Below are 16,829 nucleotides of genomic sequence, written 5' to 3' on the forward strand. Positions count from 1 at the left end.
AATCACTTGCGCAGGTAAGTGACGAATTGACAAAGCCGCAAATGAGCGTGACACGGAGTTGAGTTTACTCAATGAGTATCTAAGCGATTGTAGCAATGCCGTCAATTTGGTAATTAACAAGCAAGTTTTTGTCTAGCGACAATAGCGACATGGCCCCACCTGATCCCATTCCGAACTCAGAAGTGAAACGTGTTAGCGCCGATGGTAGTGTGGGAGTTCCCATGTGAGAGTAGGACATTGCTAGGCTTCTATTTAGAAGAGCCCGATTCGAAAGAGTCGGGCTTTTTGCTTTCTAGGATTCCAAACTTCAGCTATCAGTTTTAAGCTGTCAGCTGTCAGTTTAAGACATAAAAAAAGCTATAAGTTTTGAGCTGTCAGCTATCAGCCACAAGACATTAGTGATTGCTATATTTTTACTGACAGCTTTAAACTTAAAACTATTTCAATAAAGTAGGGTCAGATACACATTAATTTTTAGTTGCCTGATATCCTCTAAAACGAGCAATATGGTCAAGATCTGAGCTTAATATTTCCTCTTTTACAATGACCAATGCCACCAAAATCAATTAATGTGTATCTGACCCTGACCTATCCCCACAAATAAACGATAAGAATCAATAAAATAATTTAAAAAGCAGGGAACATTCATGACGTTTAGTGATCAGATCTATCGCCAAACAAATACAACCAGGAAACGCCATGAATGTCCGCTCTATTTTGAAGAAAACAATTACGCTTGTCACCCCTAAAATGCACGCCCGTCGCAGAACTTCATTAATAAGTTCAGTTGATAGCTTATTAAATGGTGCCTCAGCCACGGTGACTAACCTTGGTAGAGGAATAAATTCTAAAGCAAAAGAAAAGCACCGGATAAAACGCGCTGATAGATTGTTATCTAACACCAATTTACAAAATGAGTCCTTTTCTATTTACCAAGAACTCGCCAAATACACGGTTGGCAAAGCCAAGCGGCCGATTATCTTAGTCGATTGGTCCGATTTAGATGAGTATAAAGGCCATTTCTTACTGCGCGCTACTTTAGCGTCACATGGAAGAGGTATATGTGTTTATGAAGAAGTGCACGACATTAGCACTAAAGAAAAACCCCAAACGCACATTAAATTTTTGAGCCATTTAGCAAAGGTTATCGATAAAGACTGCTGCCCTATTATTGTCAGTGATGCAGGATTTAAAACACCTTGGTTTCGATCGGTATCAGCTAGGGGCTGGGATTATGTAGGAAGAGCACGTTTGCCGAACTTCTATAGTTTAGATGATTCAAATTGGCAGAGCATTACCCATTTTTACAAACGGGCAACCACCTGTCCGACGTCTTATTCTGGGACCATTGCCAGAAGCAATCCTTTGAAATGTCGATTAGTACTTTATAAGCAGAAAAAGAAAGGAAGAAAAGATATGAATCAACTAGGTGCACCGAGGAAATCAAAAACCTCAAAGACTTATAGAAAGTCAGGAAACGACCCATGGCTATTGGCTACATCGTTGCCACAGGGGAAACAATTAGCAAAACGAGTCATGAAAATTTATCGTTTACGTATGCAAATTGAAGAAGGATTTCGAGATATGAAAAGTCATCAATTCGGGCAAGGATTTGAGTACAATAAAACAACTAAAACGAGTAGATTATCCATACTCATTCTATTATCAAGCATTGCGCACTGGTTATTAATGGCGATAGGATTAGCGACAAAAAATGAGAATAAACATAGGCAATACCAAGCTAACAGCTTGAAGAGTGACACAATACTATCGCTGCATTTTATTGGACTGCGCGTTGTTGCGGACAGGTATGCAAAGTTAACGATAAAGACGTTTTTAAAAGCGGTCAGGCAGCTCCACTTATTTGGTGGAGCTTATATCATTGAGAGACTCTGATATTTTGTGGGGATCGCTCAGTATCTGACCCTACTTTATAGAAGAGCCCGATTCGAAAGAGTCGGGCTTTTTGCTATCTGGGATTCCAAACTTCAGCTATCAGTTTTAAGCTGTCAGCTGTCAGTTTAAGACATAAAAAAAGCTATAAGTTTTGAGCTGTCAGCTATCAGCCACAAGACATTAGTGATTGCTATATTTTTACTGACAGCTTTAAACTTAAAACTATTTCAATAAAGTAGGGTCAGATACACATTAATTTTTAGCTACCTGATATCCTCTAAAACGAGCAACATGGTCAAGCTCTGTGCTCAACTTACCCCTTTTACAATTACCAAAGCCACCAAAATCAATTAATGTGTATCTGACCCCACTTTATACGAAAGTGACGGGCTTTTTGCTGTCTGGGATTTAAAAAATTGAAGCTATAAGTTTTGAGCTGTCAGCCACAAGACATTAGTGACTACTAGATTTTACTGACAGCTTTGAACTTAAAACTATTTCAAGTATTAGTAAATCCCTGCATGTCAAAAGCTCGCTTCACAAAGTAGGCCCTTTGCTGTCTTATTGATTACACGGAATAACGATGAATGTAATAGGAGTTTTGTTAATTACGTGGTCTATTTTAACCGATATAAATGATCAGATAATTAGTGATATTAAGATTAATGGCAAAACGGTTATTTTTTAACGTCCAACAGTTTTAAATTTCTGATATATATCGGTTTAAAGCAACAGGTATAGCAGGAATTGTGGCCTATTTTATAAATAAAACTCTCGTTATAATTTCCTATATTCTATTTTTGCATAAAAAAGCCGTTTCTATTCTTTTTCTTTAGAAGTTAATCAGTCTATCCTAGCGGTATTAATTAGTTATGGGTGTAAGTTGATATGTTGCCGGAACAGCAAAAATTAAACCAAACAATGCTAGATACCAACCAATTGGCATCTTTTAAGCAAAGCATAAACGATCTTTCTCCGCTTCAATTAGCGTGGGCTAGCGGTTATTTAGCCGCAAAAGCTGAAAATGTAAGTACTGTTGCAGTTCCAGCTGCAGTTGCAAGTGCAGCGTCACCAACATTAACTATTCTGTATGGTTCACAGACCGGTAACGCTAAAGGCGTGGCTAAAGGTTTGGCTGCAAAAGCTAAAGCAGAAGGTTTGAGTGTTGAATTAAAAAGCATGGGAGAAATTAAGCCTAAAGCGATTAAAAATATTACTCACTTATTAATCGTTGCCAGTACCAACGGCGAAGGTGAAGCACCTGATGATGCCATAGCGTTACATGAATTTTTGGCGTCTAAAAAAGCGCCTAAACTAGACCATTTGCATTACAGTGTTTTGGCTTTAGGTGATACAAGCTATGAGTTTTTCTGTCAGACAGGTAAAGACTTCGATCTTAATTTAGAAAAGCTAGGAGCAAAAAGACTTGCTCCTCGAATTGATTGTGATGTTGATTATGATGCCGATGCAAATACTTGGACAACTACAGTAATCACACAAGCTAAAGCATTACTTGAAAGTGAGATTGTCGCGAGTAATGTAGTGACGTTAGCAAGTGTAAATAACGCCGAAGAGCTTTACACAAAGCAAAGTCCTTATGTTGCTGAATTATTACTTAGCCAAAAAATTACCGGCCGAGATTCTGCTAAAGATGTTCGACACATCGAAATAGATTTAGGTGAATCTGGACTAACTTATCAAGCAGGTGATGCTCTAGGCGTCTGGTTTGATAACTCTGTTGCACTAGTAGATGAACTTATTACAGAACTAGGGCTTGATGACCAAGATAAAGTTGCCGTCGCAGATGAAAGCTTAACAATTGCCGAGGCATTAAAAACAAAATTTGAAATTACACAAACTTCAATACAGTTTGTCGACTTTTGGGCTAAGAAAGCACAAGCCGAAAATTTATTGGCAATTTTAGATGATAAAGCAGCACTACGTGAGTATGCGGCTAATCATCAAGTTGTTGACGTTGTTAAAGCTGCACCATTACCGAATGAAACAAAGCTAAATGCTCAAGAATTTGTAGATGCGCTACGTAAAATAACCCCAAGGTTATATTCTATTGCGTCTTCTCAAAGTGAAGTTGAAGAAGAAGTGCATTTAACTGTTGGACTAGTTCAATACGAAACGGATGATGCAAATCGACAAGGCGGCGCTTCTGGATTTTTAGCTAATGGCATCGAAGAAGGCGGAGAAGTAAAAGTGTTTATTGAACACAATGACAACTTCCGTTTACCGGCTAACAATGAAACCCCTGTAATTATGATTGGCCCTGGTACGGGTGTTGCTCCATTTAGAGCGTTTATGCAAGAACGTGAAGCGACAGAAGCTACAGGTGATAATTGGTTGTTTTTTGGAGACCAAACCTTTACACAAGATTTTCTTTATCAAGTTGAATGGCAAAACTATTTGAAATCTGGTTTGTTATCTAAAATTGATTTAGCATTTTCTCGAGATCAAGCTGAGAAAATTTATGTTCAAGACAGATTATTAGAAAACGCGGACGAAATATTTGCATGGTTAGAGCGAGGCGCACATATCTACGTTTGTGGTGATATGAGTCGAATGGCTAAAGATGTTGAAGCTGCGTTGCTAACTATTATTGCAACCAAAGGTCAACTATCTGAAGAACAGGCAACTGAATACTTAAAAGATTTACGTGACGTTAAGCGTTACCAGAAGGATGTATACTAATGACTGACTTGACTAATAAAGATCAGGCAAACGGCCCTTTAATTGTCGAAGGTAAACATGCCGATAATGAAAGATTAAAAGCGGAAAGTAATTACTTACGCGGCACGATAGCTGAAGATTTAAAAGATAACGTAACCGGTGGTTTTACGGCTGATAATTTTCAGTTGATCAGAACACACGGTATGTATCAGCAAGACGATCGTGACATTCGAAATGAACGAGCTAAGCAAAAGCTTGAACCATTACATAATGTGATGCTGCGTGCTCGTATGCCTGGTGGTATTATCACGCCAACGCAATGGTTAGCAATTGATCAGTTTTCACGTGAAAAAACCAGTTATGGCAGCATCCGTTTAACGACTCGTCAAACGTTTCAGTTTCACGGCGTATTAAAGCCTAACATTAAGTTAATGCATCAAACATTGAATGAGTATGGTATCGACTCTATTGCTACGGCAGGTGATGTAAATCGTAATGTGCTTTGTACAACTAACCCGGTCGAGTCTGAGTTACATCAGGAAGCTTATGAGTGGGCTAAAAAAATTAGTGAGCACTTATTACCTAAAACTCGCGCTTACGCTGAAATCTGGTTAGACGGCGAAAAAATTGAAGAAGGCAAAGATGGTAAAGAAGTAGAGCCTATTTTAGGGCCAAACTATTTACCACGTAAATTTAAAACTACGGTTGTTATACCACCGCAAAATGATGTTGACGTTCACGCTAATGATTTGAACTTTATTGCCATTGCTAAAGACGGCAAGTTGATCGGTTTTAATGTGTTAGTGGGTGGTGGTTTAGCCATGACCCATGGTGACAAGTCAACTTATCCTCGTAAAGCGGATGATTTCGGCTTTGTTGAGTTGGCGAAAACTTTAGATGTAGCCGCCGCTGTAGTTACTACTCAACGTGATTGGGGCAACCGTGTTAATCGTAAGAATGCAAAAACTAAATACACTTTAGACCGTGTTGGTGTAGATACCTTTAAAGCTGAAGTTGAAAAGCGTGCAGGTATTACTTTTGCTGAAAGTCGTCCTTATGAATTCACGGGTCGAGGTGATCGTATTGGTTGGACGGAAGGCTTTGATGGTAAAAACCATTTAGCGTTATTTATTGAAAATGGCCGTTTACTAGATAAACCTAATTTACCTTTAAAAACCGGTATGGCTGAAATAGCGAAAATCCATAAAGGCGATTTTCGAATGACCGCAAACCAGAACTTAATTGTAGCTGGTGTGGCAAGTGAAGATAAAGCTGAAATAGAACGTTTAGCCAGAGCACATGGCTTAATGGACGATGGAGTTTCTGTCCAGCGTAAAAATTCAATGGCCTGTGTTGCATTTCCTACTTGTCCACTGGCAATGGCTGAAGCCGAGCGCTACTTACCTGGCTTAGTGACAGATGTAGAAGCAATATTAGCTAAACACAATGTAGCCGATGAAAGTATTATTTTACGTGTTACGGGCTGTCCGAATGGATGTGGTCGTGCGATGTTGGCTGAAATAGGTTTGGTCGGTAAAGGCCCTAGTAAATACAATATGCATTTAGGTGGTAACATTGCGGGTACACGTGTACCTAAAATGTACAAAGAAAACCTGAATGAAGAAGATATTTTACTCGAAATTGATAGCTTAGTGGCGCGTTGGGTTGCTGAGAGAAATAATGCTGAAGCTTTCGGTGATTTTGTCATTCGTGTAGGTATCGTTGACGAAGTAAAAGTCAGCAAACGGGATTTTCATGACTAATATTATTAAAGCGAGTATACCGCCTGTGATCAGTAATAAATTCCCTGCATCTTTACCAGAACCTTGGTTAAAGCAGTGGAACGAACTATTAGAGAAACAGTCTGCAACACAGCGAGTAGAGTGGGCGATGGAGAACTTACCATCGCAATTTGTTTTATCATCCAGTTTTGGTATCCAATCTGCGGTGATGCTACATATGCTGACCCAGATTGAGCCTAATATTCCGGTATTAATTACTGATACGGGACATTTGTTTCCTGAAACTTATCAGTTTATTGAAAAAATGACTGAGCGATTGAATTTAAATTTACAAGTATTCAGTGCTAAAGAAAGTGCAGCATGGCAACAAGCTAAGTTTGGACAAGAGTGGGCAACAGATGAAGACTCTTTAAAAGCATATAATCGACGTAATAAAGTTGAACCGCTAGAGCGTGGTTTAAGTGAGTTGCAAGCGGGTACATGGTTTTCAGGTGTTCGTCGTCAGCAATCAAGTCATCGTGAAGGCTTATCAGTCGTAAGTATTTTACGTGGCCGCTTTAAAGTACACCCTATTATTGATTGGACAAACAAAGATGTTCACCAATACTTAACGGCGAATAACTTACCTTATCACCCATTGTGGGAAGAAGGTTATGTCTCAGTGGGCGATGTGCATAGTACACGACCATTATCGGCAGGCATGGATGAAAGTGACACACGCTTTTCTGGCATGCAAAGAGAATGTGGTTTACACACCGACGGTGATGGTATTTAAACTATTGCGATAAAAAGAATGCGCGCGTCGCATTCTTTTTTGTCATTTAGCCCAGCCCTCAACATTCACACCTTAGTTTCTATCGATAAATATCTTATTTTGTATTAGCCCTCAATAATAAAATTTTCAGATAATTGCGTTTTTACTGCGTTTATATAACTCACATCTTGATTGTCAGCAATTAAGTGCGCGAGTTCTGTGCCAATGGGGGTAAATTTATAAAAGGTGAGAATACAGGCCGATTTTTTAGCTGTGAAGCTAAGTTGTTTGCCATTATAGTTAAATTGCAGCTTCTCCCCCTTTGTAAGCGAGTGACTTTCTGTTTCTTGTTCAAACAATAGATGATTATCAGCCAATGTTAATATATCAGCGTAGCTTAACCCTACTTGGTTAAGGTCAAGACGCTGTTGTCGCTGCTTATTAAAGAAATTAAATAATGTAGGGATTTGATAAGCGCCACTGATCACGCGGATATTTTTTTTGCGTGTATCTGTCATCGCTAAGCTACAAGCTTTTGCTAGCAGCTTTGCTTCAGTGATGCTCATGGTTCTAAATGTTTGAAGCGTTTTCAATGAAAAAGAACCTGGTTGGGATACTTCGCCAGCTAAGATCTTCGCCCATAACTCTTGCATGCTTTTATTGCTGATACCCTCAGCAAGTGTCACAAACGAACTAAACCAATCTTGGTCAGCTCTGTCGGTTATCGTCTCATCTGAGCAATATTGAATGGCACGTAAGACTATCGCTTCCATATTTTGCTGTTTACGTAACTCGTCGATATTTTTACGTCGATAAGCCCTATCTTCCAAAGGGGCTTGCTTGTTTTCAGGTAAAAATGCAGCGTTGAGTGAGAATTTTTTCGCCAACACTAATAATTGTTTTTGGGAAGAAGCATTAGCGGTGGCACTCGCATTACTTTTTGATCTGATCGCGGGTTCGTCATGTTTAGCTACATCGCGTGTGCTGTTTTCCACGGGATGCTCAATTATGTTGTTTTCATCAGTCGAATTCGACACCAGATTTATCCTTTAAAACTCTTAAATGCTGTAAATGCGAGCATAATATCGCCAAAAATTAATTATAGCGCAAATTTAAATTTTACTCATAACCTTAAATTTATAAGCCTATATCAATATCATTCACTATTTTATCATCGCCGGAGGATAAAGCGTTCGGTGGCGATTGTTGTAATATTTAATCATTAGAACATGTAGTTAGGTAGGAAAGTAGCTTATATTTTATTGTTATCTCTGTGTATAACTGAAACCATATCACCAATGAAATGAGCATTACTTTACAAACAGTAAAATATTATCTTTAATTTATAGGTGTTTAAGTTTTATTGCGGTATTATTTTTGTATATACAAAAGATTTAATATCAATAGTACTCGTTAATAACAATATTATTAAAACGAAATGTTGAATAATCTTAGTTCGACTTTTATTATGTATTAAATATGATAACAATTTTTAAAGAAATTGCTGATCAAAAATTATGCTAGTTGTTGTTTACTAGTACCTTGAGGATGATATGCAAGTTTCCGAAAACACCAACGATGATTTTTTGTTTATCGATGATAGTGATGAAGATGAAATATTTGATTCAGCTATAAAAGATACTTGGAAAGTCTTAATTGTCGATGATGATCCTGAAATTCATTCAGTAACTCAACTTGCCTTATCGGATCTGATCGTTTTAGGTCGACATTTAGAATACGTGCATGCCTATTCCGGTCAAGATGCTTGTAAACTTATTGAAGAACATGAAGATATCGTTCTAGTGCTACTTGATGTAGTTATGGAAAGTGATGATGCTGGACTCACTGTTGTTAAACATATACGTGAACAATTAAAGCGAGTTGATATTCGTATAGTGTTACGTACGGGACAACCAGGCTATGCACCTGAAGAAAGCGTAATTAAAGACTACGATATAAATGATTACAAAACTAAAACTGAATTAACTCGCCGTAAATTAGTGACCACGGTTTATGCTGCCATTCGTTCATATCAACAAATTGACTCAGTTACTAAAAATAGACAAGGCTTAGAAAAAATTATTGGCGCTGCTGCGAGTTTATTAGAGCTGCATACGGTGCATGACTATGCGAATGGCGTGTTAGCTGAATTAAAAATGCTTGTTGATACGAGTAACGGTATTTTTTGCGCGCGTGGACAAGGTATTGTTGAAGGCGCTGATGATTTAAGTTTGTATATCCTTGGCCAAAGTGGTTTATCTGAAGCTAAGGTGAAACAAAAACTGACCACATTTGACAATCGAGATGTAATTAGCCAAATCACCAGTTGCTTCCAACAAAAGCAGCATTTTTTTGCTGTGGATTCTGCATCATTTTATCTAGCCAGTGGTGGTTTTAGAGCCGTAATTCATTTAGAACTAGATCAAGCCTTAACAACCATTGAAATACAGCTTATTGAAGTTTTCCTGACAAATATTGCTACGGGTTATGAAAATGTTCATCTATTTCAAAAACTCCGTAATGCCGCTTATAAAGATTGGTTAACTGAATTACCAAATAGATTAGATTTCGTTAATTTATTAGATAACTTTTGTCAAAGTGATGATGATTTAGTCAGCGCACTTATAGACCTTAATCATTTTAGTGACATAAATGACGGGCTTGGACAAGATGTGGGTAATCAACTTCTGATGGCAGTATCTGCACGCATTCGAGCATTAAGTGAGGACAATCAACTAGCTCGTATTGGTGCGGATGTTTTCGGTATTATTGGTCCCAAAAAATGGGTGAATCCTGAAACATTAACGGCGCTCTTTAGTCAGCCATTTTCCGCTGGAGAACAAAGCTTACTTATTAGTGCAAGTTATGGTTTTTGTTCAAAAAAATCAGCTGGTTCTCGTGGTGTAAAAGTACTTAATCAAATTAATATTGCGCTTAATTTAGCCAAAAAATCTCTGCATGAGCCTTATGTTTATTATCATCAAGAGATGGAAGATAAAACACTGTGGCGTTTAAGTATGATAAGGCAGTTGCGAACTGATTTTGCTGATAATCGTCTGGAACTGTTTTATCAACCGCAATTAAGCTTAACAACAGGTAAAATCATTGGTGCAGAAGCTTTACTGCGCTGGAAAACCGCAGATGGTAAATTTATTTCACCTGCGGTATTTATCCCTTTAGCTGAATATTCAGGCTTAATTATTGATATTGGCAATTGGGTTGTCGATCAAGCGTGTCAGCAGTTAAATAAGTTGGCAGCGAGTCAATTTACCGATGTTAGTATCTCGGTTAATGTGTCTATCCCTCAATTTAAACGCGAAAATTTTGTTAGTACCGTTATTGAAATAGCACAATCGCATAAAGTTGATACGAGTAAATTAGAGTTGGAAATAACTGAAAACGTATTAATGGATGAACCTCAGATTATTATTGACGCTCTAGTGAAACTAAAAGCAGAAGGCATTAGTATTGCGCTTGATGATTTTGGGACTGGTTTTTCGTCATTAAGCTACTTACAAAAATTGCCTTTAGACCGATTAAAGGTTGATCGTGCTTTTGTTAGTGATATTGCCGAGCCGGGCGGTTCAATTATAGCCGATACCATTATCAATTTAGGTAAGCAAATGAGCTTGAAAGTCATTGCTGAAGGCATTGAAACACTAGAACAAGAAGCAGAACTCAAGCTCTTGGGTTGTGATGAAGTTCAGGGTTTTTATTATGCTAAACCTATGCCGTCTGATGAGTTCTTTAGCTGTTTAGAAAAAATAAACCGATAGCGTCTAGGTGAGTGCTATCGGCATTACTTTCTAGCTTAACCCTAGAAACCTAGCTTAAATTGAGTTTACACGTTTTACTTAAAGCACTTGTTCCACAAGTGCTTTTTCTTTTGTGCGAAATTCGACATTTAGGCTTGGCGCGAAAGGCATAAACAAGGTTAGCAATAAAGAGCAGCAGGCAAATCCAGCGCCAATATAAAATACCCACGAAGCATTCACTATCCAAACCATGCCAAGTAAAGCCGGGATAACCACGGCTGCAATATGATTAATGGAAAAGCTAACGCCGGCACTTGCGGCAATATCTTCGGGTAAGGCTATTTTTTGAAAATAGGTTTTTATTGCAATCGCCAGTGCGAAAAATAAATGGTCGATAACATAAAGCACAGCGGCGATATTAGCATTCTCGACTAAGCCATAAAGAATAAATAGGATAGTTAGCCCTATGTACTCAAACTTTAAAACATTACGTTCGCTGACACGTCCAATAAATTGCCCGATTTTGGCGGCAAATAACCAGTTAAATACATAGTTAATCATAAATAGTGCGCTGACATCGGCGACACTATAATTGAATTTTTCTACCATTAAAAAACCAGCGAATACGACAAATATTTGTCTACGAGCGCCGCTAAAGAATGTTAAAGCATAAAAGAGCAGATAACGTTTTCGTAAAATTAATCGACGTGATTGTTCTACCGGTGGAGCAAAATATGGAAATGATAACGCTAGTGCAATAGTAAAAATGAGTGCGATGCTGCCGAACAGTAAATAGGTGGCTTGATAGCTCCATGCGAATTGTTCCATTAATAGCCATATTCCACCAAAGGCAAGTAACGAGGCGATCGATTTTACGGATAAAGCTCGACCCAAAAAATGTGCGGTTTTGTCTTTGCTGATCCACTGTAAAGTGAGGGACTGATTAACAGTCTCAAAATAATGAAAACCAACCGACATAATGACCGTGGTTAGGTATAAGCCAATGACCGACGGGAAGTAGCCAGTCGCCGCAACACCCAAGCTAGTTAAGCCAAGTGAAAGTAGTGCTAACCTTTGTTCTTTAATAAACAGTAAAACATAAATAGCGGTAAAGGCGAGGAACCCCGGCACTTCTCTTAAACTTTGTAATATACCTATTTCTACGCCGGTAAAGCTGGCTTGTTCAATAACAAAATTATTAAGCATTGCCATCCAGACCGAAAATACTAAAGGCATAATAAATGCCATTGCGAGCAGTAAATTTTCTGGTGAACGTAACTTCGCATTTAATGGCATTTTAATTTCAGTTTGATGGTATTGACAGCGGCAGATTATTATATGTTAATTGCGGATAAAACACACGATTAGCACAGTGAGATTATTGCTGATAAAGACTCAGTTTTTCATGCTAATAAAATAATAATCAGTTAATTAAGTAACACTTGAGGCATTTATGGATATTAATAAAATAGCAGAGCTTAACTATCAGTGGGTCGAGCGAATGGGGTGGCACAATAAAACCACCTTGGAAGCATTAGCTTTAGTTGCATCGGAAGTTGGCGAAGCTATAAATGAATGTCGCGGTGAAAAACCGACGGATGATTTTGCTGAAGAACTCGCAGATATTGTGTTGAGAGTGCTAGATATTGCGCATTGGCAAGGTATAGATATGGAAAAAGAGCTACTGGATAAAATGAAAAAAAATGAACAAAGAGGTACTCGAGGCCGCATTAAGTAAGGGGGTGAAATAAATTAATACACTTAATTAAAACGCTTGTTTAAAAAAGTTTGCTTTCCCTTTCCTTTCAAGGCAAACTCATTGACACTTTATTTCTTTTACTCGTTAATTAAATATATGAGTAAGTTAAATATTCACACGCTCGGTAGTAGTCTATGATTACGTATTACCAGTCAATCGACCCACAAAAAGTCAGGAGAGTAGGCATGTTATTTCAAGGCAAAAGCCTTTCTGCCAAGTTGTTAGATGATGGCATTGTCGAATTTAAATTCGATGCACAAGGCTCAGTTAACAAATTTGATCAGGCAACGTTTAAAGAATATATCGCAGTTGTTGATGCGATTAATAATTGCAGTGAAGCAAAAGGGGTTTTAGTTACCTCTGGTAAGTCTTCTTTCATCGTTGGTGCTGATATCACCGAGTTTTTAGAAATATTTAAAAAACCTGAAGATGAGTTACTGCCTTGGATCAAACAAGGTTCTGATGTTTTTGACTCATTTGAAGATATAAACCTTCCGACCGTTGTCGCTATTAATGGTTTTGCCTTAGGTGGCGGTTGTGAAATGAGTTTGGCTTGTGACTACCGTATTGGTGATACGTCGTGTTCAATCGGTTTACCAGAAGTAAACTTGGGTCTAATCCCTGGTTTTGGTGGAACTGTGCGTTTACCTCGTGTTATTGGTGCTGATAATGCCATTGAGTGGATGTCGACAGGTCGAACGTTTAAAGCCGAACAAGCGATGGCCGTAGGTGTACTTGATGCCGTAGTTGCTCCAGAACATTTGCGCGAAGCCGCAATCAAGATGCTAAATCAAGCGATTGCAGGCAAACTAGATTGGCGCGCTAAACGCCAACCTAAATTAGAAGCATTAAAGCTTTCGCCAACAGAAACAATTATGACCTTTAATACCTGTAAAGGCATGATAGCAGCGAAAGCCGGTAAGCATTACCCAGCACCAATGGTGATGGTTAAAACGATTGAAGCAGCCGCCAGTTTAGGCCGTGAAGGCGCAATGGCATTGGAAAATGCTGGTTTTGCAAAATTAGCGAAAACCGATGTAGCTACTGCTCAAATTGGCCTGTTTATGGCTGACCAAGTTGTTAAAGGTAAAGCTAAAAAAGCGGGTAAACAAGCCACTAAAGCTGTGAATAAAGCGGCAGTATTGGGTGCAGGCATTATGGGCGGTGGTATTGCTTACCAGTCAGCTTATAAAGGCACGCCAATTATCATGAAAGATATTAACGACCAAGCGCTTGATTTAGGTCTAACAACGGCTGCTGGCATTTTAACTAAGCAAGTTGAACGCGGCCGCATGAGCGTTAAGAAAATGGCTGGCGTACTCAATAGCATCACACCATCATTAAGTTATGACAGTGTTAAAGATGTTGATATTGTCGTTGAAGCGGTAGTTGAAAATCCAAAAGTTAAAGCGATGGTACTGGCTGAAGTTGAAAGTCATGTGAGTGAAGATACTATTGTGACTTCTAACACGTCGACTATTTCAATTGATTTATTAGCACAAGGTCTTAAACGCAAAGACAAGTTTTGTGGCATGCATTTCTTCAACCCGGTAAACAAAATGCCATTGGTTGAAGTTATTCGCGGTAAAGAAACTTCTGATGAAACTGTTGCTGCTGTTGTGGCTTACGCCGCTAAAATGGGTAAATCACCGATTGTTGTTAACGATTGTCCAGGTTTTTACATTAACCGTGTTTTATTCCCATATTTTGCAGGCTTTAGCCAATTAGTACTTGAAGGTGCTGATTTCGTCGCAGTTGATAAAGTGATGGAGAAACAATTTGGTTGGCCAATGGGCCCGGCATATTTACTTGATGTTGTGGGTATTGATACTGCTGATCATTGTACAGGCGTTATGTCTGCTGGTTTCCCAACCCGTATGTCTAAAATTGATAATGACCCAGTAAGTGCTTTATATAATAAAGATCGTTTGGGTCAGAAAAATGGTAAAGGCTTCTACGATTACGGTAAAGATAAGCGTGGTCGTCCAACAAAAGTAGCAGCTCAAGTAGCTTATGACCTGTTTGCAGGTGTAAGTACCGGCGCTGAGAAAAAAGACTTTAGCTCGGATGAAACTATCGCACGTTTGATGATCCCTATGGTGAATGAAGTTGTACGCTGTTTAGAAGAAGGTGTAGTAGATACTGCAGCTGAAGCTGACATGGGCTTGATATACGGTTTAGGCTTTCCTCCATTTAGAGGCGGTCCAATTCGTTACCTAGAAACTCTTGGATTAGATAACTTTATTGCGATGGCTGATAAATACGCGCACTTAGGCGAAATTTATCAAGTTACTGATGGACTACGCGAAATGGCGAAATCTGGTCAGTCATATTTTACAACCGATGTTAAAACAGCTTAAGCGAAGGAGAAAATCATGAAAGAAGTCGTTATTGTCGATTGCATCCGTACCCCAATGGGGCGCTCAAAATCCGGTGTTTTTCGTAATGTTCGTGCTGAAACTTTATCAGCACATCTAATGCAACAACTCTTAGTTAGAAACCCTAACTTAGACCCTGCGTTAATTGAAGATATTATTTGGGGTAACGTTAAGCAAACTAAAGAGCAAGGTTTCAATATTGCTCGTAATGCGCAACTGTTAACTGATATTCCAAAGTCTACCGGTGCTGTTACCGTGAACCGTTTATGTGGTTCATCGATGCAAGCACTTCACGATGCAACCACCAATATTATGGCCGGTCAAGGCGATGTATTTTTAGTGGGTGGTGTTGAGCACATGGGTCATGTACCTATGATGTATGATGTTGATTTTGACCCAGCACTGAGCAAGCATATTTCACGTGCCGCTGGTAACATGGGCTTAACAGCTGAGTTACTTGGCATGCAGCACGGTATTACTCGTGCTGAGCAAGACGCTTTTGGCGCTCGTTCTCATCAACGCGCTCATAAAGCTATGCTTGAAGGGCGTTGGGCGAATGAAATTGTGCCAACTTTAGGTCATGACGCTATGGGCGCTTTAACGCTGATTGAGCATGATGAAGTTATTCGTCCTGAAACAACTATTGAAAGTTTAGCGGGCTTACGTCCGGTATTCGATCCGGTAAATGGTACGGTAACGGCAGGTACTTCTTCTGCGCTTTCTGATGGCGCTTCTGCAATGTTAGTCATGTCAGCAGAACGTGCAAAAGCGATGGGCTTAACACCACGCGTTAAAATTCGTGGTATGGCTATCGCAGGCTGTGATCCATCAACCATGGGCTTTGGTCCAGTGCCAGCCACTAAGAAAGCATTAAAACGTGCCGGTTTAACCTTAGCTGATATTGAACTTGCTGAATTTAACGAAGCATTTGCTGCCCAAGCCTTGTCTTGTGTACGTTCATTAGGTTTAGAAGACAAAATGGATGACATGATTAACCTTAACGGTGGCGCAATTGCTTTAGGCCACCCACTAGGTTGTTCAGGTACGCGTATTTCAGGTACGTTAATTAACTTAATGGAAGCGCAAGACGCTAACATTGGTTTAGCGACTATGTGTATTGGTTTAGGCCAAGGTATCGCAACGGTATTTGAACGAGTGTAGCGTTTATTCAATATGCTTAGTTAAGTTTTTTATTTAATTAAATAAGTTAGCGATATGTATGAAGCCCAACCATTGTTGGGCTTTTTTGTCTGTACTCATTGGACCTTATTCTCGTGCCGAAGTAAAAAGTATAATCTTAGGATTGATTATTCTCAACGCGATACAGCACCACTTCAGAATTTCCTAGCTGTGCGTCAGAATGAATATACGATTTAATATATGCCATACCGAGTTTTTTCATTACCGCAATTGAACCAAGGTTATCTTTTACGGCTATAGCACTAAAGCTTTTATTTTCTTGCTGTTTAGCAAGTAATTGTTGAATGTGAATCGCGGCTTCTGAAGCTAAACCTTTGCCCCAAGTAGACTGTAAAAAACGCCAACCTAATTCAATGTCATGCCACTTAGGATTGTCGGAAAAAAAATCCATTGGACGCACTAAAATCCAGCCAATATCCTCTTGAGTATCTATTACAGTAACTTTCCATAATCCCATACCTTTTTCGATGTTTTTATAGGCACTGTGTCTTGGGATAAACACTTGGCGAATGTCTTCGCGCGAGGTCATGTTACCACCGTTGATATAGCGCATAACTTCCGGATTTTTATCTAGCTGAAAAAGAAATTCGCTATCGCTTTCATCAATAAGCTGATAACTAAGTCGTGCTGAATTTTTGATTTTCATGTTTGCGCCTTTGATTACTT

The 16,829-nt window shown here is 39.0% G+C and carries 11 protein-coding genes and 1 rRNA gene; 9 read left to right on the forward strand and 3 right to left on the reverse strand.

Annotated features, from left to right (window positions below):
* Window positions 1-131 precede the first annotated feature (131 nt).
* From rrf to A3Q33_RS11030, 5 genes are all read left to right on the forward strand, one after another.
* Window positions 132-246, forward strand: a 5S ribosomal RNA gene (rrf, locus tag A3Q33_RS11010).
* A 411-nt stretch (window positions 247-657) separates the two neighbouring features.
* A complete protein-coding gene (locus A3Q33_RS11015) occupies window positions 658-1,896 on the forward strand; it encodes an IS4 family transposase (RefSeq protein WP_231295619.1) in 1,239 nt (412 codons plus the stop codon).
* An 888-nt stretch (window positions 1,897-2,784) separates the two neighbouring features.
* Window positions 2,785-4,596: an assimilatory sulfite reductase (NADPH) flavoprotein subunit gene (locus A3Q33_RS11020; protein ID WP_081179977.1), complete on the forward strand. Its 1,812-nt coding sequence runs from the start codon at window positions 2,785-2,787 to the stop codon at window positions 4,594-4,596.
* Window positions 4,596-6,338 carry an assimilatory sulfite reductase (NADPH) hemoprotein subunit gene (cysI, locus tag A3Q33_RS11025; protein ID WP_081179978.1) on the forward strand — a complete coding sequence of 581 codons (1,743 nt, stop codon included), beginning with the start codon at window positions 4,596-4,598 and terminating at the stop codon, window positions 6,336-6,338. The genes A3Q33_RS11020 and cysI overlap by 1 nt, the downstream gene beginning before the upstream one ends.
* Window positions 6,331-7,092, forward strand: a complete 762-nt coding sequence (locus A3Q33_RS11030; protein WP_081179979.1) for a phosphoadenylyl-sulfate reductase — start codon at window positions 6,331-6,333, stop codon at window positions 7,090-7,092. The genes cysI and A3Q33_RS11030 overlap by 8 nt, the downstream gene beginning before the upstream one ends.
* A 104-nt stretch (window positions 7,093-7,196) precedes the next feature.
* Here the strand turns inward: A3Q33_RS11030 and A3Q33_RS11035 are convergent, their stop codons facing one another.
* Window positions 7,197-8,108: a TIGR03899 family protein gene (locus tag A3Q33_RS11035; RefSeq protein ID WP_196797944.1), complete on the reverse strand. Its 912-nt coding sequence runs from the start codon at window positions 8,106-8,108 to the stop codon at window positions 7,197-7,199.
* 516 nt (window positions 8,109-8,624) lie between these two features.
* Here A3Q33_RS11035 and A3Q33_RS11040 point away from each other — a divergent pair.
* On the forward strand, window positions 8,625-10,847 hold the full coding sequence (locus A3Q33_RS11040; RefSeq protein ID WP_081179981.1) for a bifunctional diguanylate cyclase/phosphodiesterase: 2,223 nt from the start codon (window positions 8,625-8,627) through the stop codon (window positions 10,845-10,847).
* Window positions 10,848-10,925: 78 nt separating this feature from the next.
* Here A3Q33_RS11040 and A3Q33_RS11045 read toward each other — a convergent pair whose 3' ends face one another.
* Window positions 10,926-12,122, reverse strand: a complete 1,197-nt coding sequence (locus tag A3Q33_RS11045) for an MFS transporter (RefSeq protein ID WP_081179982.1) — start codon at window positions 12,120-12,122, stop codon at window positions 10,926-10,928.
* 157 nt (window positions 12,123-12,279) lie between these two features.
* Here A3Q33_RS11045 and A3Q33_RS11050 point away from each other — a divergent pair, with 157 nt between their 5' ends.
* The 3 genes from A3Q33_RS11050 (at window position 12,280) to fadA (ending at window position 16,124) form a co-directional block, all read left to right on the forward strand.
* Complete coding sequence (locus A3Q33_RS11050) at window positions 12,280-12,564, forward strand: MazG nucleotide pyrophosphohydrolase domain-containing protein (RefSeq protein WP_081179983.1); 285 nt, start codon at window positions 12,280-12,282, stop codon at window positions 12,562-12,564.
* Window positions 12,565-12,770: 206 nt separating this feature from the next.
* Window positions 12,771-14,945, forward strand: coding sequence for a fatty acid oxidation complex subunit alpha FadB (gene fadB / locus A3Q33_RS11055; RefSeq protein ID WP_081179984.1), 2,175 nt, complete (start codon window positions 12,771-12,773; stop codon window positions 14,943-14,945).
* A 15-nt stretch (window positions 14,946-14,960) separates the two neighbouring features.
* A complete protein-coding gene (fadA, locus tag A3Q33_RS11060) occupies window positions 14,961-16,124 on the forward strand; it encodes an acetyl-CoA C-acyltransferase FadA (RefSeq protein WP_081179985.1) in 1,164 nt (387 codons plus the stop codon).
* 136 nt (window positions 16,125-16,260) lie between these two features.
* Here the strand turns inward: fadA and A3Q33_RS11065 are convergent, their stop codons facing one another.
* A complete protein-coding gene (locus tag A3Q33_RS11065) occupies window positions 16,261-16,809 on the reverse strand; it encodes a GNAT family N-acetyltransferase (RefSeq protein ID WP_081179986.1) in 549 nt (182 codons plus the stop codon).
* Window positions 16,810-16,829 lie beyond the last annotated feature (20 nt).

The organism is Colwellia sp. PAMC 21821 (assembly GCF_002077175.1).
Lineage (GTDB): Bacteria > Pseudomonadota > Gammaproteobacteria > Enterobacterales > Alteromonadaceae > Cognaticolwellia.